Annotated in this window: 19 protein-coding genes and 1 other RNA gene; 10 read left to right on the top strand and 10 right to left on the bottom strand. The window is 41.3% G+C overall.

Going from position 1 to position 23,832, the window contains the following annotated elements; all coding sequences use genetic code 11:
• Positions 1–90: 90 nt before the first annotated feature.
• Positions 91–459, top strand: a complete 369-nt coding sequence (locus tag QUE86_RS02465) for a septal ring lytic transglycosylase RlpA family protein (protein ID WP_167658374.1) — start codon at positions 91–93, stop codon at positions 457–459.
• Here QUE86_RS02465 and cydC read toward each other — a convergent pair.
• Genes cydC through QUE86_RS02440 form a run of 5 tightly spaced genes read right to left on the bottom strand, consistent with a single transcriptional unit; the run spans position 456 to position 6,825 of the window.
• The gene (gene cydC / locus QUE86_RS02460; RefSeq protein WP_286258982.1) at positions 456–2,195 is read right to left on the bottom strand and encodes a thiol reductant ABC exporter subunit CydC; all 1,740 of its coding nucleotides are present in this window, start codon (positions 2,193–2,195) and stop codon (positions 456–458) included. The genes QUE86_RS02465 and cydC overlap by 4 nt on opposite strands.
• A complete protein-coding gene (gene cydD / locus QUE86_RS02455) occupies positions 2,188–3,948 on the bottom strand; it encodes a thiol reductant ABC exporter subunit CydD (RefSeq protein ID WP_286258979.1) in 1,761 nt (586 codons plus the stop codon). The genes cydC and cydD overlap by 8 nt, the downstream gene beginning before the upstream one ends.
• Positions 3,938–4,090 carry a cytochrome bd-I oxidase subunit CydX gene (gene cydX, locus QUE86_RS02450; RefSeq protein WP_036969707.1) on the bottom strand — a complete coding sequence of 51 codons (153 nt, stop codon included), beginning with the start codon at positions 4,088–4,090 and terminating at the stop codon, positions 3,938–3,940. The genes cydD and cydX overlap by 11 nt, the downstream gene beginning before the upstream one ends.
• Before the next feature lie 12 nt (positions 4,091–4,102).
• Positions 4,103–5,242: a cytochrome d ubiquinol oxidase subunit II gene (cydB, locus tag QUE86_RS02445; RefSeq protein WP_130051026.1), complete on the bottom strand. Its 1,140-nt coding sequence runs from the start codon at positions 5,240–5,242 to the stop codon at positions 4,103–4,105.
• A complete protein-coding gene (locus tag QUE86_RS02440; protein WP_130051027.1) occupies positions 5,239–6,825 on the bottom strand; it encodes a cytochrome ubiquinol oxidase subunit I in 1,587 nt (528 codons plus the stop codon). Before QUE86_RS02440 ends, cydB begins: the two co-directional genes overlap by 4 nt.
• Before the next feature lie 421 nt (positions 6,826–7,246).
• Between QUE86_RS02440 and lpxB the strand changes: the two genes are divergently transcribed.
• The 6 genes from lpxB to QUE86_RS02410 all read left to right on the top strand — a co-directional run bounded on the left by lpxB (position 7,247) and on the right by QUE86_RS02410 (position 15,201).
• The gene (gene lpxB, locus QUE86_RS02435) at positions 7,247–8,404 is read left to right on the top strand and encodes a lipid-A-disaccharide synthase (RefSeq protein ID WP_178927204.1); all 1,158 of its coding nucleotides are present in this window, start codon (positions 7,247–7,249) and stop codon (positions 8,402–8,404) included.
• A complete protein-coding gene (rnhB, locus tag QUE86_RS02430; protein WP_130051029.1) occupies positions 8,394–8,999 on the top strand; it encodes a ribonuclease HII in 606 nt (201 codons plus the stop codon). Before lpxB ends, rnhB begins: the two co-directional genes overlap by 11 nt.
• Positions 8,999–12,490, top strand: a complete 3,492-nt coding sequence (gene dnaE / locus QUE86_RS02425; protein WP_130051030.1) for a DNA polymerase III subunit alpha — start codon at positions 8,999–9,001, stop codon at positions 12,488–12,490. Before rnhB ends, dnaE begins: the two co-directional genes overlap by 1 nt.
• 16 nt (positions 12,491–12,506) lie before the next feature.
• Entirely contained in the window at positions 12,507–13,463 is a 957-nt protein-coding gene (gene accA / locus QUE86_RS02420; RefSeq protein WP_130051031.1) for an acetyl-CoA carboxylase carboxyl transferase subunit alpha, read from the top strand.
• Positions 13,464–13,553: 90 nt separating this feature from the next.
• Complete coding sequence (tilS, locus tag QUE86_RS02415; RefSeq protein WP_130051032.1) at positions 13,554–14,864, top strand: tRNA lysidine(34) synthetase TilS; 1,311 nt, start codon at positions 13,554–13,556, stop codon at positions 14,862–14,864.
• On the top strand, positions 14,857–15,201 hold the full coding sequence (locus QUE86_RS02410; protein WP_130051033.1) for a hypothetical protein: 345 nt from the start codon (positions 14,857–14,859) through the stop codon (positions 15,199–15,201). The genes tilS and QUE86_RS02410 overlap by 8 nt, the downstream gene beginning before the upstream one ends.
• Before the next feature lie 25 nt (positions 15,202–15,226).
• Here the strand turns inward: QUE86_RS02410 and QUE86_RS02405 are convergent, their stop codons facing one another.
• Positions 15,227–16,123 carry a GGDEF domain-containing protein gene (locus tag QUE86_RS02405; RefSeq protein ID WP_167658368.1) on the bottom strand — a complete coding sequence of 299 codons (897 nt, stop codon included), beginning with the start codon at positions 16,121–16,123 and terminating at the stop codon, positions 15,227–15,229.
• Between the two features lie 139 nt (positions 16,124–16,262).
• Between QUE86_RS02405 and QUE86_RS02400 the strand changes: the two genes are divergently transcribed.
• Positions 16,263–18,236, top strand: coding sequence for a monovalent cation:proton antiporter family protein (locus QUE86_RS02400; protein WP_167658367.1), 1,974 nt, complete (start codon positions 16,263–16,265; stop codon positions 18,234–18,236).
• On the opposite strand, the gene QUE86_RS02395 is transcribed toward QUE86_RS02400, so the two are convergent.
• A complete protein-coding gene (locus tag QUE86_RS02395; protein WP_130051036.1) occupies positions 18,237–19,382 on the bottom strand; it encodes a patatin-like phospholipase family protein in 1,146 nt (381 codons plus the stop codon).
• Between the two features lie 134 nt (positions 19,383–19,516).
• Between QUE86_RS02395 and QUE86_RS02390 the strand changes: the two genes are divergently transcribed.
• Together QUE86_RS02390 and ffs are read left to right on the top strand one after the other, a co-directional pair.
• Entirely contained in the window at positions 19,517–20,386 is an 870-nt protein-coding gene (locus QUE86_RS02390) for a DUF3014 domain-containing protein (protein WP_286258969.1), read from the top strand.
• Between the two features lie 138 nt (positions 20,387–20,524).
• Positions 20,525–20,621: signal recognition particle sRNA small type (gene ffs / locus QUE86_RS02385), an RNA gene on the top strand.
• Positions 20,622–21,282: 661 nt separating this feature from the next.
• On the opposite strand, the gene QUE86_RS02380 is transcribed toward ffs, so the two are convergent.
• The 3 genes from QUE86_RS02380 to QUE86_RS02370 all read right to left on the bottom strand — a co-directional run bounded on the left by QUE86_RS02380 (position 21,283) and on the right by QUE86_RS02370 (position 23,692).
• Complete coding sequence (locus QUE86_RS02380) at positions 21,283–21,567, bottom strand: hypothetical protein (RefSeq protein ID WP_130051038.1); 285 nt, start codon at positions 21,565–21,567, stop codon at positions 21,283–21,285.
• A 1-nt stretch (position 21,568) separates the two neighbouring features.
• The gene (locus QUE86_RS02375) at positions 21,569–21,892 is read right to left on the bottom strand and encodes a winged helix-turn-helix domain-containing protein (RefSeq protein ID WP_130051039.1); all 324 of its coding nucleotides are present in this window, start codon (positions 21,890–21,892) and stop codon (positions 21,569–21,571) included.
• A 420-nt stretch (positions 21,893–22,312) separates the two neighbouring features.
• Positions 22,313–23,692: an alpha-amylase family glycosyl hydrolase gene (locus tag QUE86_RS02370; protein ID WP_178927202.1), complete on the bottom strand. Its 1,380-nt coding sequence runs from the start codon at positions 23,690–23,692 to the stop codon at positions 22,313–22,315.
• Positions 23,693–23,832: the final 140 nt, after the last annotated feature.

The following is a 23,832-nucleotide window of genomic DNA, read 5'->3' as shown; positions in this document are numbered from 1 at the left end:
GAGGTTTTATTGCCTCAAAATAGACCATTTAATTAAGCGAATTGGTATAAGCGCTTGCTACCTTTATGGTAAGAAAAAGGATTATATAATATGAACAAACTCATCCTCTTTGCATTATTAAGCTTAATTATAACTGGTTGTAGTAGTGCGCCTTCGGTATCTAAAGGAGTGATTGAAAAAGGCAAAGCCAGTTATTACGCTGATAAATACCATGGCCGAACTACAGCAAGTGGAGAGGTGTTTAATCAACAGGCATTGAGCGCGGCTCATCAGACGCTTGGCTTTGGCAGCAGAGTAAAGGTCACCAATATTAGTAACAATAAAAGTGTGATTGTTACCATTAATGACCGCGGCCCATTTATCCGCGGTCGTATTATCGATTTATCAAAAAAGGCGTTCTCACAAATTGCCTCTGTAAAGCAAGGTGTGATTGACGTCACAGTTGAGCGACTCGATTAAAAACGGGTGATAAGCTCCACGTAATCAGCTTCATTCGCCACTAATTCAGCATGACTTGCAAGCGCTCTTACTTGTCCTTGTTCTAACCAAATAACCTTGTCAACACGACTTAGCATTTCTGGATCGTGAGTAATGGTCAGCATAGTTTTATCGGCCCATATTTTTTCAAGCGTAGTGAGCAATTTCTGCTTGGTATGGTTATCTAGGCTCTCTGTTGGTTCATCAAGAACAATTAAATTACCTTCCCTTAATAGGGCTTGGGCAATGGCGATTCGACGTGACTGACCATGTGAAAGTTTTCTTCCCGCGGTGCCTAAACGGGTATTAAGGCCGGTCTTTAAGTTGTTTAGCCAAGAGCCAAGTTCAGCTTGTTCACAGGCTTCAATAAGCATTTCATCAGTCGCCTCTGGCGCTGCATAGCGAAGATTCTCACGAAGCGTACCATCAAAAATATGATGTTGCTGAGCAACAATTGTCAGCTGCTTAAAGCGTGTTGCAGCCGTCATGCTTTCTAGTTCAAAGGTACCTTGATCTGTAATGAATTTTAATGAGCCTGATTGCTTTGGCCAAAGGCCTGTGAGTAAGTTAACAAGGGTAGTTTTGCCACTGCCACTGGCACCCACTAGCGCAAGCTTACTCCCCGGTGTAATCACAAAATTGATATTATTAAGAGCTTTGTTTTTCGCTCCTGCGTATTGGTAATTCACCGCAGCCAGTTCAAGACCAATTGCAGATTGGTGAGCTAAGCTGTTTTGCTGTTTACTTAGATGGCTGCTGTGCTTATCTTCAAGTGCAAACAGTCGCTTTGCAGCACTCAGGGTGAGTGGCAACTCGATAAATGCAGTGGGCAAGGTGAGCACTGTTTCAAAACTTGCTAATACAAATAACGCGAGCATCGCCAGTTCAACGTTTTTCATGGTTCCCATTGCAACCAGCGGAATTATCATAAATACACTGGCTAGCATGGTAAGTTGTATCACCAAAGTGCTTAAGCCATTGCTGTTTGCAACGGCTTTGTGACGGTTATAGAGCTGGCTGTTGTATTGCTTACTCAGTGAGTCACAATGGGTTAATTGCGCTTCTTGTGCTTGATAAACAGCAAGCTCTCTTGCACCTTTTAGAGTATCGGCAAGTTCAGACCTTAACTCTGCTGAAATTTGTGTTTCTTTATCTGCTTGTTTGTGAAGTTTACGGCTTAATATTGCTGGTAGCAGTACGCCAATAATCATCAGTGAAATAAAGCAGACTAATGCAACCTCAGCGCTATACATAGCCATAAATGCCATTACGATAGGGATGCTGATAATCGCGACGATAATGGGAAGCAGCACATTTAGGTAAAACTTATCTAGCGCATCAACATCGTTTTGCAGGCGGTTAAACAAATCGCTACTACGACTCATTGCTAAGTCAACGTTGTTTAGCTGGCTGAGGGTCCTGAACATTTTTACGCGAAATTCGCTCAGTAATAAAAAGGTGGCATTATGAGTTATCATCCGCTCACCGTAACGTGAAGCTGTGCGTACTATCGCTAAAAAGCGGATCACCCCAGCTGGAGTAAAGTAATTCATCTGCACTCCGGCAATACCAGCGGCTGCCATGGCTGCTAAAAACCAGCCCGAAATAGCGAGTAAGCCAACGTTAGCAAGTACCGTTAAGCTTGCTAAAAAAGCACCCAGTAACAGCATGCCAGCATGAGGCTTGCATAGCTTTAATAAGCGTATAAAGTTATGCATGGGCTTCACCTTGGCTCACGAGTTTAGCAAAGAGGCCTGCTTGTTCAATGAGTTGCTGATAATGACCAGATTCAACAATTTGACCTTGTTGCATTACGTAAATATTATCCGCCTGTTTTACCGTATTAAGCCTGTGAGCAATAACCAACACGAGATGGTTTTTTGCATAATCTTGAATTGCCTGATTGATTAGGCGCTCTGTTTGGCTGTCTAAGTGCGCTGTAGGCTCATCAAGCATTAGCACAGGGGCATTCTTTAAAAACGCACGGGCAAGGGCTATGCGCTGCTTTTGCCCCCCAGAGAGGCCTTCTCCGTGCTCACCTAATAAGGTATTAAATCCATCAGGTAAGGCGTTTATAAACTCTAGCGCACCTGCTCTCATTGCGGCCTCGTCGAGTTCTGTTTGACTTGCATCTGGTTTAGCTAATCTCAGATTGTCTGCAACAGTTCGATAAAATAACGTGGCTTGTTGTGGGATCCACGCAAGTTGGGCTTGCCAATCATGTAAAGCAATAGTGCTTAGTTGCTGTCCGTTAATGATAATGGCACTGCTGGCTTGATGATGAAAACCCAATAGGCAATCAAATAAGGTACTTTTACCAGAGCCACTTTCACCCACAAATGCAATTAGGCCTTTTTTAGGAAGGGTTAAGTTTATATCAGTCACCCCTTCATTTGTTTCGGGATAGTGGTAGCTAAGCGCACTCAGTTGTATGTCTTTTAGCGGTAACTCAAGTTTAGAGGAACCTAAATGTTCATCGGCGTCGCTCTGATTAATTATGTCGACCATATCAGCAGCGGCGCTAATACCCTCGAGCTTTGCATGGTAATGAGTGCCCATTTGTCGAAGTGGTAAGTAAAACTCAGGAGCCAGTAATAGCACTACAAATCCGGTGGCAAAATCGAGCGTACCAAAAAACAGTCTAAAGCCAATGATCACTGCAACAAGTGCAACACTAATAGTGGCTAAAAACTCAAGTGCGAAAGAAGATAAAAAGGCAACTTTCAATACTCCCATGGTTGCACCACGGTAATCATCAGAAATCTGACTGATACTATTTAGCTCACGCTTGGTTGCATTAAATAGTTTTAATTGAGTAAGCCCTTGTAGACGGTCGAAAAAGTAATTGCCGAGTACAGCAAGTTGCTGCCAACGTTCTTGGTTGAGCTGCTCAGCTTTATGGCCCACTAAAATCATAAAAAATGGGATAAGCGGGGCTGTTAAAAGAAAAATGAGCCCAGCTTTGTAATCGGTTGGAAAAATCACTACTAATATAGCCAAAGGGATCAGTGCGCTGTATGCCACGCTGGGAATGTAGTTTGCGTAGTATTGATGCAGCGCTTCAACACCATTATGTAATGTATTAAGCGTTGCGCCATGTCCTTTTTGTTCACTATAGGCCGGACCAAGTTTGGTTAACTTTTCAAGTAATGTATTGCGCATCACGTTTTTTATTTTTAATGCGGCAAGGTTACTTACTCGCTCACTAAGAGCAACAAGCACAGCGCGTAGTAAGATAAGTCCAGCAAGAGGCCATAACAAGGGGGTTACAGCTTGCAAGTCTGCTTGCTCAAACATGACTTGATGAACAGCGTTTGCAAGAAGATAACAAGAGGCAATCATTAATAGGGCATTGAGTGTACCCAGACTAATGCTTAATTTAAGAAGTCCTGAAGCGGACTGACTATACTGCTTTAAAAAAGCGCGCAGCGTTTGCTGCTGCGCGCGATTTGGTCGGGGTTTAGTTGTCATCGTTGTTTTTGAGTCTCGCGTACAGCTCTAGCTCATCATCAGCGATAGAATCTTTATGTTGGTGAAATTCGTACCACATTACGTTAATCACCCCAAGAGTACAGGCTAATAGAACACCTAATATCCAGGCAAAATACCACATATTTAAATCTCCTTAATAGCTACCGTGGGTGTTGTTTTCAATTTCATTGATGGTTACTTTGCGCCACATTTTCACATAACACCATGTCGTGTAAATAAGAATAAGTGGTACAAAAATAACGGCAGCGAAAAACATCACGTTTAATGTCATATGGCTCGAAACTGCATCCCACATAGTTAGACTAATATTTGGGTTATTGCTCGAAGGCATAACGAACGGGAACATTGACATACCCGCAGTCAATATCACACCTGCTAGCATTAAGCTTGAAGCGATAAGTGCCATCGCTGGTTTTTGTAATTTAGATAACACAATTGCCAGTGCAGCCATGATAAAAGCAAGAGCAGGGAACAGCATTGTTAATGGCATTTTTGTATAGTTATCAAGCCATGCACCAGGTGCCTGAGTTACTGTTTTAGCCAATGGATTTGCAAAGCCTTGTGTATCGCCCATGCTAACGATTTTATAACCGTCAATTTGAGATACCCACACACCTGCTAAGGCAAATAATACAATAAACGCCATAAGTGCATATTGGCCATATTGTGCTGAACGTTTTGCTACTTCTGCATCAGTTCGAAGTTGCAACCACATACCCGCATGACCAACTAGCATAAGTACACTAACGAGACCAACGACGATGGCAAACGGGTTCAATAACGCAAAGAATGAACCTTGGTAGCTAACACGTAGTAGATCATCGATATGATAAGGCACACCTTGTAATAGGTTACCAAAGGCAACCCCAAATACGAGTGCTGGAATAAAGCTACCTGCAAACAGGCCCCAATCCCAGTTATTACGCCAGCGTGGTGAATCTATTTTTGAGCGGTAATCAAAACCAAGCGGTCTGAAAAATAGCGCAAATAACACCAGCATCATTGCAAAGTAAAAGCCAGAGAATGCGGCTGCATACACCATAGGCCAAGCAGCAAAGAGGGCACCACCTGCGGTGATGAACCATACTTGGTTTCCATCCCAGTGAGCGCCAATGGTGTTAATTACTGTACGGCGTTCAACATCAGTTTTACCAACCAGGCGAAGCAAAATTGCCACGCCCATATCCATACCATCGGTCACTGCAAAGCCAATCAGTAATACACCAATTAACAGCCACCAAATTAGTTTTAGTGTTTCGTAATCAAAAATCATGACTGAGCTCCTTCGCTTACAAGTGAATCCGCTTTGGCAAGTTCATGGTGATATTTACCGGTATGAAGCGAGCTTGGACCTTGTTTAACAAAGCGCAGCATCAACCAGCCTTCAACTGCAGCTAGACCTGTATAGAATACTAAGAAACCAGTAATACTAATCAATAAGTCATTCACCGTCAGCGACGAGGTTGCCAAGAAGGTCGGTAGAATTTCTGAAATTGCCCAAGGTTGGCGACCGTATTCTGCAACAATCCAGCCAAACTCAATGGCAATCCAAGGAAGTGGAATACTCCATACTGCAGCCCAGAGTAACCAACGCTTTTGCTCAATAATACGGTGTGCATTGTAATAAAACGCCAGAACAAATACGCCAAGCATAATGACACCACAGCCAACCATGATTCTAAATGACCAGAACATAGGGCCAACTTGAGGGATTGAGTCTTTCACTGCTTTTTGAATATGTTCTTCTGTTGCATCTACCACGTTAGGTGTGTAGCGCTTAAGTAACAAACCATAGCCAAGATCAGCTTTTAAAGTATCGAATTTAGCAATGTTTTCAGGGGTGTCTTCACCACCACGAAGCTTCTCTAGGTATTCGTATGCAATCATGCCATTACGAATACGCTCTTCATGCTGTGCTTCGAGGTCTTTAATGCCTGTTACTTGCTCATCAATTGAGCGCGTTGCAATGATACCTAGCGCATATGGAATTTTAACAGCAGCGTGGGTTACTTGCTCTTCAGAGTCAGGAATACCTACCAGTGTGAATGCAGCAGGGGCTTCTTCGGTGTGCCACTCAGCTTCAATGGTAGCGAGTTTTACTTTTTGCACCTCGCCAACTTCGTAGCCAGATTCATCACCAAGTAAAATAACACAAAGAATAGACGCTAAACCAAAACCTGACGCGACCGAGAACGAGCGTTTTGCAAAAGCAAGGTCGCGACCTTTTAAGATGTACCAGCTACTAATACCAAGTACGAACATAGATGCTGCAACATAGCCTGCTGATACGGTATGAATAAACTTAACTTGTGCGACTGGGTTAAATACCAATTCAGCAAAGCTGGTCATTTCCATACGCATGGTTTGGTAATTAAATTCAGCACCTACCGGGTTCTGCATCCAACCATTTGCTACTAAAATCCATAGCGCAGATAAGTTAGTACCTAATGCCATCAAGAAGGTTGCAGCAAGATGCTGGCGTCGTGTCAGTCGTTCCCAGCCTAAAAAGAACATACCCACAAAAGTTGATTCTAAGAAGAAAGCCATTAAGCCTTCAATCGCTAGTGGAGCACCAAAAATATCGCCCACATAGTGAGAGTAATAAGACCAGTTGGTACCGAACTCAAACTCCATGGTAAGGCCTGTGGCCACACCAATCGCAAAGTTAATACCAAATAACTTACCCCAGAACTTAGTCATATCACGATAAATTTCTCGACCAGTCATCACGTAAACGGATTCCATGATCACCAAAATCCACGTCATACCTAAGGTAAGTGGGACAAATAGGAAGTGAAATAGGGCAGTGATTGCAAATTGCAATCGCGATAGATCCACAAATGTTTCATCTATCATTGTTAAGCTCCTTGTTAGCGGGTGCGGTAGACACGACAAATTATCGGTTATAAAGTTTCAGTAATTATTGAAACTTTGCAAATAGTAAACCTGTATTCATTTTAGTCAATAGGAAAATATGAAATAAAGATGAATTAATTATGTTCATCTTTTCTACAGATTAGAGATAAAACTCTAAAATTTCAAATATTTAATCGTTATAAAAAGCCTGTTAGCTATGGCTTATTTTATTCTTTTTCATATATTTTTTTTAGCAAGCGGCAATAAACTTGCACGATTCGCGCTTAAGAAGCTCAATCATTGAGCAAGTAAGCATGCTAATTTCGATTTCTAGTATTTATTAACTCTGTGACATTTATCCGACTGCTAAAACACGGTAAACTCATTTTTATTAGTGCCAAAAGTTGCGAATTATCAACGAATGAAAGAACATACAAAGCCGTTACGTATTGCCTTGGTGGCAGGTGAGTTATCTGGTGATATTTTAGGTGAAGGGCTAATAAAAGCACTTAAACGCCGTTTTCCGGATGCCATATTTGAAGGGATTGCGGGCCCGCGTATGCAAGCGGCTGGCTGTAAAACATTATTCGATATGGATGAATTATCGGTAATGGGTTTAGTTGAGGTACTTGGCCGGTTACCTCGCTTACTTAAAATACGCAAACAATTAGTGCAACATTTTATCGACAATCCACCGGATGTATTTATTGGTATTGATGCGCCTGACTTTAATTTACGTGTTGAAAAACCGCTAAAAGAAGCAGGCATTAAAACAGTACAATATGTTAGTCCATCAGTGTGGGCGTGGCGTGAAAAACGTATTCATAAAATCAGTGCAGCCACAAATTTAGTGTTGGCATTATTACCGTTTGAAAAAGCCTTTTACGATAAACACGGTGTACCATGTACTTTTGTTGGGCACACGCTTGCCGATGATATTGCACTTGAGCATGACCAAACCGAGGCTCGTAACAAACTTGGTTTAGCACAAACAGATAAAGTGCTAGCGTTATTACCGGGTAGCCGTGGTTCTGAAGTGGGGCTTTTAAGCGAAACCTACATCGAAACGGCATCTAAACTACAAGCACAAAATCCTGATCTTAAAATTGTGGTGCCATTAGTTAATGAGAAACGAAAAGCACAGTTTTGTGAAATTTTAGAAAAAACAGCTCCTGAGCTAAAACTGCAATTATTGGATGGTCAGTCAAACCTTGCAATGCAAGCAGCGGATGCCATTTTACTTGCCTCAGGAACCGCAACACTTGAAGGCATGTTGTATAAAAAGCCGATGGTCGTGGGCTACAAAATTAAGCCTATGAGTTATTGGATATTCAAAACATTATTCACTTTTAACATTAAATATTTCTCGTTGCCTAACTTATTAGCCAATGAAGAACTAGTACCAGAATACCTACAAGCAGAGTGTAATGTTGATAACTTATCAGCTGCGCTAACACCTATGTTGAATACGGATAACAGTGAACTAAAAGCGCGCTTTTTAGCCATCCATAAAGACATAAGATTAAATGCCAATGAACAAGCTGCAGCAGCAGTCGCGGAGTTACTAAATGCAAATTGAACGACCGAATGTTAATTATATTGCTGGTGTAGATGAAGTTGGCCGTGGTCCATTGGTCGGTGATGTTGTTACCGCTGCGGTGATACTCGACCCAAATAAGCCTATTGCAGGTTTAACCGATTCTAAAAAGTTATCAGACAAAAAACGTCAATTATTGGCTGCAGAAATAAAAGAAAAAGCGCTGTGTTATGCCATTGGTCGCTGTAGCCCAAGTGAAATTGACGAATTAAATATATTGCACGCCACTATGCTAGCAATGAGTCGCGCAGTTGAAGGCTTAAGTGTTAAACCTGAGTTTGTTTTTATTGATGGCAACCGTGTGCCAAGCCAACTGACAGTTCCAGCACAGGCGGTAGTAAAAGGCGATAGCTTGGTCGAAGAGATTTCAGCTGCTTCTATTTTAGCTAAAGTTGCCCGTGATGATGAAATGATTGAGCTTGATAAGCGTTATCCTGATTATGGCTTTGCAGGCCACAAAGGCTATCCGACTAAAGCGCACTTTGCGGCACTCGAACAATACGGTGCAATTGCAGAACATCGTAAAAGCTTTAAACCTGTTCAGCGCATTTTGGCGTTAAAAGGAGAGCAATTGTAATGCCAGCGCCGCAATTTGTTCACTTACGTGTTCACTCAGATTTCTCAATGGTGGATGGTCTAGCTAAAACTAAGCCGATTGTAGCTAAAGCAGAAGAGCTGCAAATGCCTGCATTGGCTATTACCGATCAGATGAACTTATGTGGTTTGGTGCGTTTTTATGGTGCTGCCCATGGTGCCGGTATTAAGCCAATTGTCGGCGCTGATTTTTGGTTAAGAAGCCCTGAATTTGAAGACGAACCTAGTCGTATTACCATCTTAGCGAAAGATAACGAAGGCTATAAAAACCTTACTTTATTGATCTCTAAAGCATATCAGCGCGGACATTTATTTCATCGCCCTGTGGTTGACCGTGAATGGCTGGTGGAGCACAAAAATGGCCTAATCTTATTATCTGGTGCGAAAGATGGTGACTTAGGTAAAGCCCTATTAAAAGGTAACCCTGGGCTCATTGAATCGGTAGTTAGCTTTTATAAGCAGCATTTTAGCGATCATTATTACATTGAGCTTATTCGTACTGAGCGTGCTTTAGAAGAAGACTATTTACACCTAGCTGTTGAGCTTGCCGCAAAAGAGCAGTTACCCGTGGTGGCAACTAACGAAGTAGTGTTTTTAAAACCAGAAAACTTTGAAGCCCACGAAATCCGAGTTGCAATCCATGACGGTTACACATTAGAAGATAAACGTAGACCAAAACGCTTTTCTGAGCAGCAATATCTTAAAACAGCGGAGCAAATGGCTGAGCTATTTAGCGATATTCCAGAAGCGTTAGAAAACACCGTTGAAATTGCCAAGCGCTGTAATGTGACCGTGCAGCTAGGGACTTACTTCTTACCAGATTATCCAACTGGATCGCTGAAAATTGACGACTTCTTGGTAAAGGTTTCTGAAGATGGTCTTGAAGAGCGTTTACAGTTTTTATTCCCCGATGAGCAAGAGCGTAAAGAAAAACGTGTTGAGTATGATGAGCGTCTAAAAATAGAGCTCGAGGTAATCAACCAAATGGGGTTCCCTGGTTACTTCTTGATCGTAATGGAGTTCATCCAGTGGAGTAAAGATAACAATATTCCGGTAGGACCAGGGCGTGGTTCTGGTGCTGGTTCGCTAGTTGCTTATGCACTAAAGATTACCGACCTTGATCCGTTAGAATTTGACTTACTATTCGAACGTTTCTTGAACCCTGAGCGTATCTCAATGCCCGACTTTGACGTCGACTTCTGTATGGACCGACGCGATGAGGTAATCGATCACGTAGCGGCGCTTTATGGTCGTGACGCGGTATCTCAGATCATCACTTTTGGTACCATGGCCGCAAAAGCGGTTATTCGGGACGTAGGCCGTGTATTAGGTCACCCTTACGGCTTTGTTGATCGTATTTCGAAATTAGTACCGGGCGATCCGGGTATGACCTTAGCTAAAGCCTTTGATGTTGAGCCACGTTTACAAGAAGCCTACGACGGTGATGAAGAGGTAAAAGAACTTATCGATATGTGTCGCATCCTTGAAGGGTGTACACGTAATGCCGGTAAACACGCTGGTGGTGTTGTAATATCTCCAACTACTATCACTGACTTTGCGGCCCTTTATTGTGATGATGAAGGTAAATTCCCAGTAACGCAATTTGATAAAAACGATGTTGAGACGGCTGGCTTAGTTAAGTTCGACTTCTTAGGTTTAAGAACGTTAACTATCTTGCAGTGGGCGCTTGATATGACTAATGAGCGCTTAGCCCGAGAGGGGAAAGAGCCGGTTGATATCAACGCTATTCCTCTTGATGATAAGCCAAGTATTGAGTTACTGCTACGCGCCGAAACCACCGCGGTATTCCAGCTAGAATCTCGTGGTATGAAAGATTTGATTCGCCGTCTGAAACCCGACTGTTTCGAAGATATGATCGCACTGGTAGCACTATTCCGCCCAGGTCCATTGCAATCAGGCATGGTAGATAACTTTATCGACCGTAAGCATGGTCGAGAAGAAATATCCTACCCAGATGTTCAATGGCAACATGAAAGTCTGCAGCCAATATTAGAGCCAACCTACGGTATCATTCTATACCAAGAACAAGTAATGCAGATTGCGCAGGTTCTAGCAGGTTATACGCTTGGTGGCGCTGATATGTTGCGTCGTGCGATGGGTAAGAAAAAGCCAGAGGAGATGGCAAAGCAACGTTCAACCTTCGAAGAAGGAGCTGTTAATAACGGAGTTGACGGCGAACTTGCAATGAAAATCTTCGACTTGGTAGAGAAGTTCGCAGGTTATGGTTTTAACAAATCTCACTCAGCTGCTTATGCCTTAGTATCGTACCAAACACTGTGGATGAAAACCCACTACCCAGCAGAGTTTATGGCTGCGGTAATGTCGGCGGATATGGATAACACCGATAAAATTGTTACCTTGGTAGATGAATGTGAAAACATGAAACTGACCTTGCTTCCACCAGATGTAAATGCCGGTGAGTACAAGTTTACGGTTAATCTACAAGGTGAAATTGTCTACGGTATCGGTGCGATTAAAGGGGTCGGTGAGGCGCCTGTTGAAGCTATTTTAGAAGCTCGTAGCGAAGGTGGTCCGTTTAAAGACTTATTTGATTTTTGTGCCCGTGTTGACTTAAAGCGTTTAAATAAGCGTGTTGTTGAAAAGCTTATTTATGCCGGAGCACTCGATCAACTTGGCCCAGATAAGACACAGCCTGGTCGTGCTACCTTATTGGCTAGTTTAAAAGATGCAATGCGAGCAGCCGATCAGCATCATAAGGCTGAGTCACTAGGGCAGGCAGATTTATTTGGTTTACTTGCGACAGAGCCAGATGAAGTTGAACAAGCATTCATTAAAGCAACCGATTTAACCGACAATGAGTGGCTTGATGGTGAGAAAGAAACCTTAGGCCTGTATTTAACTGGCCACCCAATTAATCAGTATCGTAAAGAGTTAAAACACTATACAACGGGAAGACTAGTCGATTTACAGCCAACTAATCGCGATGTGCAGTCCACAGCTGCAGGCTTAGTGATTTCTGCCCGAACCCTGATAAACAAAAAGGGAAATCGTTGGGGTCTTGTAACTTTAGATGACAAGAGTGCCCGTATTGATGTACGCTTATTCCCAGAACAGTTTGAAATGTACCAAGATTTGCTGCAAGTAAACAATATCTTGGTAATATCAGGACAGGTCAGCTTTGATAACTTCTCCGGTGGCATTACAATGACCGCTAGAGACATATGCACCATCGCTGAGGCGCGAGAAAAACGTATAAAAGCGATTAAAATGACCTTAAATATGGTGCAGATCGAGGCGAACTTCTTCGATAATTTACAAAAAGTACTGGAACCTTATAAGTTTGGTACTTGTCCTATTAAAGTATTCTATCAACGTCCGGATGCGTTGGCTGAGATTACTTTAGGAACCGAATGGTGTGTTACGCCGAGCGATGACTTAATTCACAAGTTATCGCTTATGGCGGCGCAAGATGTAGAACTAGAATTTAATTAATTAGGTAGTTTAGAGCATGAGCCTCAATTATCTTGATTTTGAGCTTCCAATTGCAGAATTAGAAGCAAAAATTGAAGAATTACAAAATGTAAGCCGCGCTGGCGAATTAGACCTTGGATTAGAAGAGGAAGTCAGTCGATTAAAAGAGAAAAGTGCTGAAATGAAAGAGAAAATTTTCTCTGAATTAGGTGCTTGGCAGGTTTCTCAGTTAGCCCGTCATCCGTTGCGTCCTTATACTCGTGATTACATCGAGCGTATTTTCACGGAATTTGACGAACTAGCAGGCGACCGTACTTTTGCTAACGACCCAGCTATTTTAGGCGGTGTTGCACGTTTTGATGGTCAACCAGTGATGGTTATTGGCCAACAAAAAGGTCGTGATACTGCAGAAAAAATTAAACGCAACTTTGGTATGCCAAAGCCAGAAGGTTACCGTAAAGCACTACGCTTAATGGAAATGGCTGAGCGTTTCAAAATGCCAATCATGACATTCATCGACACGCCAGGTGCATACCCAGGTGTTGGTGCAGAAGAGCGTGGTCAAAGTGAAGCTATTGCTCGTAACCTTAAAGTAATGGCTGCATTAAAAGTACCAACCATCTGTACTGTGATCGGTGAAGGTGGTTCTGGTGGTGCATTAGCAATTGGTGTGGGTGACCGCGTTAACATGTTGCAATACAGCACTTACTCAGTTATTTCGCCAGAAGGTTGTGCATCAATCTTATGGAAAAGCGCAGACAAGGCACCATTAGCTGCAGAAGCAATGGGTGTAACTGCTGCACGTGTTAAAGAGCTTGATTTAATCAACAACGTAATTGATGAGCCGCTAGGTGGCGCACATCGCAATTATGATGCCATGGCTCGTAACCTTAAAAACCAACTTAAGCGTGATCTTGCTGAGTTACAAGGCCTTTCACTTGATGAAATGCTTGATCAGCGTTACAAGCGTTTAATGTCGTTTGGTTATTGCTAACACAGCAAATAAATGAAAAAAGCCGCTTTTGCGGCTTTTTTTGTTTTATAATGCCGATAACTCAGGCGCTTATATACTCATTGGTTATTAATGCAAACATCAGGTTTATATCACCATTTTTTAGCACAATTACAGCCTTTGCTGAACGCTCAGCAACGCTACTTTAGTGTCGCCTTATCAGGTGGTGTTGACTCTGTCGTGTTATTACATCTAATGAGCTTAGCTCGAAAACAGCATCCTGAACTTGAACTTGAAGCCGTGTATGTTAATCATGGTTTGAGTGAACATGCTTATGAGTGGCAAGTATTTTGTAAATCGCTATGCGAAGAGCTAGGTGTGACATTTAAAGCGTTGCAGGTTGAAATTATTGAACGCTCGCGTACTTCACTCGAAGCACAAGCTCGAGAGGCAAGATACCAAGCTCTCGATGAGCACTGTTTGGTTGGTAGTGTTATTCTGCTTGGTCAGCACTTAAATGACCAACTTGAAACTTTCTTATTACGGCTTAAACGCGGCTCAGGCTTACAGGGCTTGGCATCGATGCAACAAAAGCGATTATTAGCTTCTGGGCGAGTTTGCTTTAGGCCACTGATAGATATTACTCGTGAGCAAATAGAGCAGTTTGCCGATGAGTTTGCCATTACCCACATCACCGATGACTCAAATGTTGATGAACGCTTTGACCGTAATTTTTTACGTCATCAGGTAATGCCTACTTTAACTGAACGCTTTCAAGGCTTTGAAAAAAGTGCAGCGCGTAGTATTCGACTGTTACAGCAACAGCAATCGTTACTTGATGAGTATACCCAAAACGATCTTGCAAACTGTCAAAATAAGTATAAAGGCTTAAGTTGTGCGGCAATTGCTGATTTTAGTAAGCCCAGACAAGCTAACCTAGTGCGTGCGTGGCTTAATCAGTTTACGTATCAGTTACCTTCTGAAAATCAACTGCAGCAAATTATCGAGCAAGGCTTAACGGCAAAAGCCGATGCGCAGTTAAAAATCTGTTTGCAAAGCGGCGATGTTCGTCGTCATCAGCAATATTTGTACTTTGTGACGGAGCAAGCAATACCACAGGCAATGGATATTGCTTTGCAGAGCGTTGAACTTACAGATGGCCGCAAATTAATTGTCAAAGCGGGCAAAGGTGTTAGGAAACCTCAAAAAGATGAGCGAGTAAGGGTTGAATTTAATAAACCACAAGCGCGCATAAAGCCTTTGCATAAACCTGGCTCAAATACCTTAAAACATTGGTTTAAAGATGCCAAAGTTGCCCCTTGGCTTCGTGCGCAGACACCACTTATTTTTTATAATGATCAACTTGTGCAAGTTGTTGGCTACTTTGTTAGTGAGCAGCACAGTGTTGAAGATGGAATTATCTGGGAGACACCCTATGAGTGAACAACCACATGTAGGTTTATCGCTAGTTAATAAAGCACCACTAGGCTTTGTGTTATCTGTGTTAGTGGCTGTTATTGCTGGTTTTGCCTATACAGAACTGACTTTAAACACACTTTTTTATGCGCTAGCTGGCGGCATAGTTTGTTCAATATTGCTGCTAGGCTATTGGTCAGGTAAAGGCGGTATTTTCTTTATTTTAGGCGTGCTTACGCCATTGGCTTTAGTGATGGTATCGCCCCTTACCAACATGGCTGCCTTGCTTTACTTATTAACTGGCTTCTTTGCTGGTTTTTGGTTAGTACTACTTGGTTATAAATTTATAAACAAAAAAGCCTAGCGGGGGATGCTAGGCTTTTACTTGATTAGTAAGCTCGTGCGCAATTTCTGCCTGCTGCTTTTGCCTTATAAAGGCCTTTATCAGCACGTGCGAATACTTCATTTTCGCAGTCTTGGTTATTGGCGAGTGTATAACCAATACTAGAAGAAACACTATATTTTTTCATTAAGCTGGAATCTTCTACTAGTTTCATAATGCGTTCTGCAACCACTTTATTGGTTGTAAATTCGGGGTCATCAATTAATAACGCGAATTCGTCTCCGCCAAAGCGAAAAATTGAGTCTGTTCCACGCACGCTGCAACGCAAAACTTCAGCAAATTCTTGTAAAACATCGTCGCCAATTTTATGACCATAGGTATCGTTAACTTGTTTAAAGTTATCTAAATCAAGCAGCATTAAACTAAACGGACGATGTTGTCGGCGGCAACGCTCTAATTTTTGTGCCAAGCTGTCATTAAATTGACTACGGTTGTTTAAGCCAGTTAGTGCATCTTTAGTAGCCAAGCGTAATACGCGGGTGTACATAAGTGCGTTACGTAACGGATAAACAAGGACTGCATGAAGCATTTTTAGTTTAGCTTCAATTGCCTTGCCCATAGGAAATTGGCTAAAGTAAATTAATTGCCCTAATCGTTCACTTTCGATATCTAAATCAAAAGAGTAGGGTGTTTGACTGGTATCGCTTCCAGCACTTTGTGACACTCCGAGCGCAGATTGAAACTGTAACCCAGATAAATTGATTAATTGTTTTGCGTGCTCGGCAAAAATAGTCAAAATTTCTTCGATTGATAACGTGGTTTGTAACCTCGCGACCAAGTCTTGTGGATTATTCGTTTCATTTATTCGGTAATGCTCTGCCGAAAACGGCAGAAACTCGCCTCGCGCAGACACCCGCTGCGTCAAAATATGGACATTTTCCATGATAATTCTCCCCCCGGAGTGTTTAGATACTCATAGTTAGCGAGATTTGTGCCACATTTTTAAACTGGCTGAAAAACAGATGGTTGCTATATTTAAAGGAGGGTACAGCTTTATCATCAAGTAGAAAGGAGTTTATTGCTTGCAAAATGTGCTGATTCAAGTGTTTGGCTTGCTCGTCGCTGCCGTATTATTTGTTTGGTTCTTCAAACGAATTGGTTTACCACCTATTCTTGCTTATCTTGCTACAGGCTTGTTGGCGGGTAGTCATGGTATAGGCTGGATGGCGCAAAGCCATGAAATGCATTTTGTTGCTGAGCTAGGCATTGTGTTCTTATTGTTTAGTTTAGGGCTTGAGTTTTCATTGCCGCGTTTAATGGCTATGCGCAACATTGTATTTGGCCTTGGATCCTTGCAGGTGGTGGTAACCAGTATTGTGTTTATGCTGGTTTTACTATTGTTGGAGCACAGCCTTTTAAATAGTTTTACTATTGCCAGTTTGATGGCACTGTCTTCAACGGCGGTGGTGGTTAAGTTGCTTAAAGAATCAGGAGATTTAAATCAGCGCCGCGGTCAGCTGGCAATCGGGGTGTTGCTATTTCAAGATATTGCTGTTGTTCCTCTGCTCATTGTTTATCCTTTACTAGCTCAAAGTGGCTCTGAAGAAATTGTTGGCGCACTTGCTTTTGCTCTCACCAAAGGTGCCTTGGTGTGTATTTTGTTGTTTGGTATAGGTAAGTGGATTTTACCTAAAGTGTTTAGCGAAATAGCGCTAGTAAGAACCGATGAGCTATTTATGCTAACGACCTTACTGGTTGCCTTATTTGCCGCAGGTCTAACTTACTTATTTGGCTTATCAATGGCGTTAGGGGCTTTCTTAGCTGGTATGATGTTGGGTGAAAGTCATTATCGACACCAATTAGAAGCCGATATTAGGCCTTTTCGCGATATTTTAATGGGGCTATTTTTTGTTACTGTAGGTATGCAGTTAGATGTGCTTTATGTGCTAAATAGCTGGTACTGGATCATCACCGTATTAATTGGCTTGTTATTGTTTAAAATTGCAGTGCTCGCGATTTCTGCTCAAGTGATGGGTGAACGTAAGCAAGATGCTGTATCGGCAGGTATAATGCTTTGGCAAATGGGGGAGTTCGGTTTTGTATTAATAGCGCTTGCTTCGCAGCATTTATTAATAAGCTCAGAGCAAGCTTCATTTTTAATTGCAGTTGGCGTGCTTTCAATGGCGTTAACGCCTTACCTCATTGATAAAACCCCCCTTATTCTTAAAAAACTGGGTCTTTTGAGCCACACAGGTCAGTACTGGCAACAGCCTGCGACCAGCAGTCCTTTGTATCAAAATCATGTGGTGATCTGTGGCTTTTCTCGCGTAGGCCAAACTGTTGCACGCTTTTTAAAACCTGAAGCTATTGAGTATGTAGCGGTAGAAAGTAACCCTATCTTGCTGCAAGAAGCTAAAGCAGCTGGCGAGCCTGTTATATTTGGCCATGTAAATCAAAAAGATATTTTAAAATCAGCGGGTGTAGAGCGTGCAAGACTAGTGATCATTACTTTTACAGATTTTGAGCAAACTCAAATAGTTGTAGATGCCATTAAGCAAATTGCGCCTGATGTTAAAATACTTGTAAGGATGCGTGATGATACAGAACTTGAAACCCTTAAAGAGCTTGGTGTTACTGAAGTTGTGCCAGAGACGCTGGAAGCAAGCTTAATGTTGGTGTCACATGTGCTTTATATGTCTGGCGTGCCGATGACGCGAATTATTCGCCGTGTTAGTAAAGAAAGGCGTAATCGCTATAAGTTTCTACATGGTTTTTTCACTGGTGATAAACTTGATGGTGAAGAGGCGAGCTCAGACAGACTTGAGTATCTGCATGTTATTGCGTTGCCTGAGCATGCTTATGCGGTAAATCAGAAAATTAGCGAGCTAAAGCTTGAGCAGCGCCGCGTGTCGGTTAGAGCACTGCGCCGACAAGACCGCGAAATTGACGCTCCTTCACCACAAACTATTTTACTGGCCGGCGATATTTTAGTGCTCCAAGGTAAACCTCGGCGAGTAGAGCGGGTAGAGCGCTTTTTACTCGATGGTATGGAATAGCTACTCCAACTCTAAGAATTTGCGAATTTCTGGTAGTTTATTGAGACCATCTTGGTAGCCAATTTCAATTAGCTTTTGGGTATAGCGTTTCTCAAAGAGCAAGTAGCTGGTTAAACTTGATTGAGAACGCTTTTTCACACCTATCATGCGCAGTAGTAATTTGATTGCCATGGGCATATCATCATAAAACTGAGCAGCAATCGCATTGAAGTTTTGCGATGGATTGATGACGCATGTTTCGATTTGTTTTAGTTCCTGGTGCTTGTCGCGGGCAGGCAATAGGCTCAAAGTGCGATTGATACGTTGTAAGCGCTCTAAATCAGACTGTAGCGTGTCTGTGAACACACTGTCGAGTAAGTGACCAGCAATATTAGAAAGACCTGGGTAATGGGGTTGATAACCCGGTGGGTGCAACTCTTTTGGCTCATCAACACCAATAATAAAGATTTTCTCAGCACCTAAATGTATTGACGGGCTAAGCGGCGAGAGTTGGTGAATAGAGCCGTCACCAAAATAGTGGTTATAAACATTTACACTTGGGAACACCATAGGAATGGCACTTGATGCCATTAAGTGCTCAACATTAATGCGGGTTGCTTGGCCTTCACGCTTTGCTCTGCGCCAAGGATTTTGTGTCAGTGACTGAAAAAACGCTACAGAGTCGCCAGTGGTATAACTTGAAGCCGTAATTGAAACTGCATCTAAATAGTTTTTATGTAGGTTTCGTTCAATACGCGATAAATCGAGTATTTCGTGCAGTAGTTTTCTAAGTGGCTTATTGTTTAATAAGCTCGCTGGTGGGTGGTTTATATGTTCAGATTGAAAGCTTGTCAGCATGTTGCGAGTAATATGCAAAAACACACTTAAAAAGTCACTTTTATATACTTGAGAAGTAGAAAAGTTCTTCCAAACCCATTCAAGTTTTTTACATGCTAAGTGCGCACAAGATGCATAACAAGCTAATGCTGCGGAATTAATTGCGCCAGCTGATGTCCCATTAATAATAGTAAAGGGCAGCGGTGCTGTTCGAGGCATGCTTTGCGTTATCGCTTTAAGTACACCGACTTGATAAGCCGCTCGTGCGCCACCACCTGTTAGTAATAAAGCGATTTTAGAGTGTTGTGTTTTTTTTAACTTACTGCTCATGGTTGCATTTAAATAGTTGTGCGTCTTTACTTTATTTATCAACTGTAAGTCTTTAAGCTAGAAGAAGCAAAGATTAGCTCAAGGCTAAATGGTTTTTTCGTATTTTTATCTGTTTTATTTTTAAGGGAGTGTCTATGTCGGAGCATTCGTCAGAACCTGAAGTACAAAAAGGTTCATCAAATAATAACCTCATTTTTGCGGTTGTTATTCTTATCCTTATCGCTGGTGTAGCAGCGTTTATTTTATTAAAGCCTGAAGATAAACCAGTTCAAGTTGTTGAAGACATTGTTACTGAAGAAGTACCTGTTGTGGAATATCAAGAACCAGAAGCAGAGTCAGAACCAAAAGTTACAACCCCTGAACCAGAGCCTGTTGTAGTAGATACAGCTCCAGAGCGCACTCCTGAGCCAGTTCCTGAAGTTAAGCCATTACCAACCTTAAATGAAAGTGATGAAGTTGTTGTTGCTCGCATGGATGAATTACTAAGTGACCAAGTGATGAGTTTAATGGTGACTGATGATCTTATTCGTCGTGGTGTTGTGTATGTTGATAACATTGCAAAAGGTAAAGTAGCATTAAGTCATGCTCCTGTTGAGCGCCCTAAGGAGTCGTTCAAAGTCATAGAAGGTGATATTTTAACAATTGATCCAAACAGCTATGAGCGCTATACGCCTTATGTGAAACTCTTTACAAGCTTAAGTGCTGCGCAAGTGATTCGTATGTATGATGAATATAAACCTCTTATCAACGAAGCTTATGCAGAAATTGGCTACGAAGGTGATGCATTTACTGGGACTTTAGAAGAAGCTATTGATGTGCTTCTAGATACGCCAGAACCAAAAGGTGATATGCCACTAGTTCGTAACTCAGTCACTTATCAATATGCTTATTCTGAGTGGGAAAATTTACCTGATGCGCAAAAACAATTGCTGCGTATGGGTCCAGAGAACATGAAAAAAGTAAAAGCAGCTCTGCGCAACATTAAAGCTGAGCTTGAAAAGTAATTAACGAAAATCACTTATTTACTGTGCGATTGTATACTAAGCATGCAATCGCACTTTCTTTTTCGAATACCCCTTGAATAACAGGCTAAAAGTAGAGATAATCCCTCCCGCGCCAAACAAGGCCCTCAATGGTAGTCTTATTGGTCCTCTCGCAACACTAGCAGGTGAACCTGGTCAGGCCCGGAAGGGAGCAGCCACAGCGTGTGACGTGTGTGCCGAGATGCGGCTGGTAAGACTGCCACCCAAAATCCTATTTGGGTGACTTTCTTTATTTTCATTATCTTTTTCAAGTTTTAATACTCTGTTGTAATCCAATATTTATCTGATTTTATTTTAATTGCTCTAGATGATTGGCTTTTTCAGTCCAAGACGCGGTGCCGTGTTTATGTGCAATAGTATTTGGATGGTATTGTTGCTTATGCCTTAATGCGGTTCGTTAGGCTTGCAGTGCAATTTGACAGACTTAATTTTTGTATGGTTTTTGATAAGTGAGGAGTCTAGAGTTCTTAAAATAGGTCAAACTGCTGCTTGTATTTATGCATGTTCAATGGTGGCACAATGGGTGTTAGGCAGGTGTATAGTGAGCGCCTTAATGCTCCCTAAAACTTAAGTGAATTGGGAATGCTTTATTGTCCCAATAGTAAGTATAGAAAGGTAACCTTCTTTCAAGAACTCTTTCAGAATTAATGTAAGATTCAAATGATAAGAATGAAAAGTATAGCCCTTGTCTATACTTTTCTAATCTTGAAATGAAACAGAAAACGATGAATAAAATTAAGAATGTTAGGCTCAAAATGAAGAGCTTAAAGTCGACGTAAAACAGCACCAATGTTAACAACGAAAGTGCTAAAGAATGATTGATAATTCTTAATTTGTTTTTTTTGAGTATTATCATTTTAGTTACTTGTTACATAGTTTATGTAATCAATTTCTTCTCTATTTAATGCTTTTTCTTCAGTGTCGTTATGATGCATTGCATCATTAAGAAAAGTAGAGCTGAGCTTAATAAAGTTTATTTTGTCTTCAAGTGATGTGTTATCTAGGCCTGCGAGAAGTAGTTTGCTGGAGAGCTCTGAAATAGATGCTCGGTTATTTCTCGCGAAGTTGAGACGTGGTAAAGAGTCAATAACAAGTATTAAGTTAACAATAGACTCATCTATATTCTTGTCCAATACGTTCATTTTATTCTCTCCTTATATTTATTAACTTGAAACCGACTCCTCTCACACTTTCAATAATGTAGCTGGTGTCATTCAAGATAATTCTTAACTGATAAATTGAAACATTTACATTGCCAATAACAGCTTTCTGTTCTGGCCAACCAATCCTTAGTAATTCGTACCTATTAACTGTTTTTCCAATATTCCGATAAAGAACCTCAAAAACCCTAAATGTGGCAGGGCTGACTCTGTATTTTTTTCCATAAATAGTCAGGCTTCCGTAATCAAAAATAAGAGGTTTGTTTTTGATTGGAGCTTGGCTGGTTCCTGAGTGTTCTGATTTCATCTCATCCTCCGTATCCAAATATGGTACTTGGTTTAATTGTCATATCAATAATTATTAAAAGTATTAAAACCATTAAAAATATTAAATTACTAAACGATTAAATTACTAAACCGCTAAATTCTTAAGGTTATGAAATTACTATGTTTATTTAAAATATTGAGATTTTCAAACTTTAAAGATGAGTAGTATGAAATGAAAATTTATTAATAAAAAAGTATCAATTTTGCGCAGTGGTTACTCGCTCTAGAAATGAAAAAAATAGTAGATAACTGGCCTAATCTAGCGTTAGACAGTCGTATTAGCGCCATTGCTTTTACTAAACTATTTCTATACTTAAAAATAAAAAAAGGTGCAGCAGTAGCACCTTTTTTATAAGAATTGATAAAGGAATTCATGCTCTCTTAAGTGCACTCAAAATTGTTATTTCGCGAATACTTTAAACCCCCAAGCAGGCAGGGTTAGTGTTGAGCTTTCAGTAAACTCAACTATTTCTTTAGAAAGTACTTCTTTATATTTTCCTGTAAACAACGGCTCTTTAAAGCTGACAGTTTTAGGCTCTTTTGAAAGATTGAATACGGCAAATACTTTATCGTTTCCTTTTGCACGAACAAAGCTAAGCACCTGCTTAGGTGCGGTGTTTGGTACATGTACCATGCGGCCGCCAAATTGACCATTCCACAGGGCTTCATTGTTATGTTTGAGTGCAAATAGCGATTGGTATAAATCACCGATAGGGTGCTTTTGCCACTTTATTGGGTCGCGTTCGAAAAAGGCGAGTCGTTTATCGTTGCCAGCTTCTTGACCGTTATAAATCATCGGGAAACCTTCGCCAATCACAGAAAGTGTAATTACAGCTTCAAGTGCATCGCCGTAGTTTTCGAACATGGTGCCTTCCCATGCATTGGTGTCGTGATTTGCAACACCTACAAGGCGGTACGCCTCGGCCGGGAATGCACTTTCATTCCATGAATAATAAAGGAAGAGAGCGCTGACATCGGCATGAGCATTTACGATATTATGCATATGCTTAGACCATGACCAAGCGTAAGTCATATCGAATGCTTTAGCATGTAAATCACGAGATTCCCACTCAGCCAGCATTAAAACAGGCTTTATTTCATCAAGCTCACGGCGAACGTTATTCCAAAAGTCGACGGGTACAAAGCCTGCCACATCACAGCGATAGCCATCAATACCTACTTCTTTTACCCAGTATTTCATTGATTCAGTCATATACTTACGCAGCGCTGGCTTTGAATAATCAAAATCGATAATGTCAGACCAATCCCACCAAGGCGTTGGCCTAAAGTTTCCTTGATAATCACGCTCGTACCAATCAGGGTGCTCATAGCGAAGCCAATTATCCCAGGCACTGTGATTCGCTACCCAATCTAAAATAACATACATACCCATTTCATGAGCTTTATCAACAAAGGCTTTTAGATCATTTAATGTGCCAAATTCAGGGTTTACTTTACGGTAATCTTTTACAGAATAAGGGCTACCTAAACTGCCCTTGCGATTTTCTTCGCCAATAGGGTTAATGGGCATGAGCCAAATAATATCTACACCTAATGCTTTTAAGCGAGGCAGCTGTTGCTGTGCTGCAATAAAGGTTCCTTCTGGAGTAAATTGGCGAGTATTTAATTGATAAAGTACCGCATTTTTTGACCATTCAGGATGAGTTATTTTTACATAGGCTTCTGGTTCATAGGCACTTTTTGTACTTGTGGTTTGTGAACATGCAGCGAGTAAGCTCAGTGTAAATATAAGCAAGCTTTTGGTAAGAAGTGAATTCATGTCAGACCTTGTTGTCAATTTAAATTGTGTGTACTAACAAACAGTCTGATAAATATATACCCAAGGTTTGTGTGTAACAAATTTGTACATACGTATTCACAGTATATTTACGTAATCGATTAAGTTCATCTTTCAAAGGT

Origin of the sequence: Pseudoalteromonas apostichopi (assembly GCF_030297135.1) — a bacterium.
Lineage (GTDB): Bacteria > Pseudomonadota > Gammaproteobacteria > Enterobacterales > Alteromonadaceae > Pseudoalteromonas > Pseudoalteromonas apostichopi.
This window is presented reverse-complemented; position numbering and strand designations above follow the sequence as displayed.

Bases quoted from the DNA above. Each gene is read 5' to 3' on its own strand.
- QUE86_RS02465 (WP_167658374.1), top strand. From the start codon at position 91: ATGAACAAACTCATCCTCTTTGCATTATTAAGCTTAATTATAACTGGT.
- cydC (WP_286258982.1), bottom strand. From the start codon at position 2,195: ATGCATAACTTTATACGCTTATTAAAGCTATGCAAGCCTCATGCTGGC.
- cydD (WP_286258979.1), bottom strand. From the start codon at position 3,948: ATGACAACTAAACCCCGACCAAATCGCGCGCAGCAGCAAACGCTGCGC.
- cydX (WP_036969707.1), bottom strand. From the start codon at position 4,090: ATGTGGTATTTTGCCTGGATATTAGGTGTTCTATTAGCCTGTACTCTT.
- cydB (WP_130051026.1), bottom strand. From the start codon at position 5,242: ATGATTTTTGATTACGAAACACTAAAACTAATTTGGTGGCTGTTAATT.
- QUE86_RS02440 (WP_130051027.1), bottom strand. From the start codon at position 6,825: ATGATAGATGAAACATTTGTGGATCTATCGCGATTGCAATTTGCAATC.
- lpxB (WP_178927204.1), top strand. From the start codon at position 7,247: ATGAAAGAACATACAAAGCCGTTACGTATTGCCTTGGTGGCAGGTGAG.
- rnhB (WP_130051029.1), top strand. From the start codon at position 8,394: ATGCAAATTGAACGACCGAATGTTAATTATATTGCTGGTGTAGATGAA.
- dnaE (WP_130051030.1), top strand. From the start codon at position 8,999: ATGCCAGCGCCGCAATTTGTTCACTTACGTGTTCACTCAGATTTCTCA.
- accA (WP_130051031.1), top strand. From the start codon at position 12,507: ATGAGCCTCAATTATCTTGATTTTGAGCTTCCAATTGCAGAATTAGAA.
- tilS (WP_130051032.1), top strand. From the start codon at position 13,554: ATGCAAACATCAGGTTTATATCACCATTTTTTAGCACAATTACAGCCT.
- QUE86_RS02410 (WP_130051033.1), top strand. From the start codon at position 14,857: ATGAGTGAACAACCACATGTAGGTTTATCGCTAGTTAATAAAGCACCA.
- QUE86_RS02405 (WP_167658368.1), bottom strand. From the start codon at position 16,123: ATGGAAAATGTCCATATTTTGACGCAGCGGGTGTCTGCGCGAGGCGAG.
- QUE86_RS02395 (WP_130051036.1), bottom strand. From the start codon at position 19,382: ATGAGCAGTAAGTTAAAAAAAACACAACACTCTAAAATCGCTTTATTA.
- QUE86_RS02390 (WP_286258969.1), top strand. From the start codon at position 19,517: ATGTCGGAGCATTCGTCAGAACCTGAAGTACAAAAAGGTTCATCAAAT.
- QUE86_RS02380 (WP_130051038.1), bottom strand. From the start codon at position 21,567: ATGAACGTATTGGACAAGAATATAGATGAGTCTATTGTTAACTTAATA.
- QUE86_RS02375 (WP_130051039.1), bottom strand. From the start codon at position 21,892: ATGAAATCAGAACACTCAGGAACCAGCCAAGCTCCAATCAAAAACAAA.
- QUE86_RS02370 (WP_178927202.1), bottom strand. From the start codon at position 23,692: ATGAATTCACTTCTTACCAAAAGCTTGCTTATATTTACACTGAGCTTA.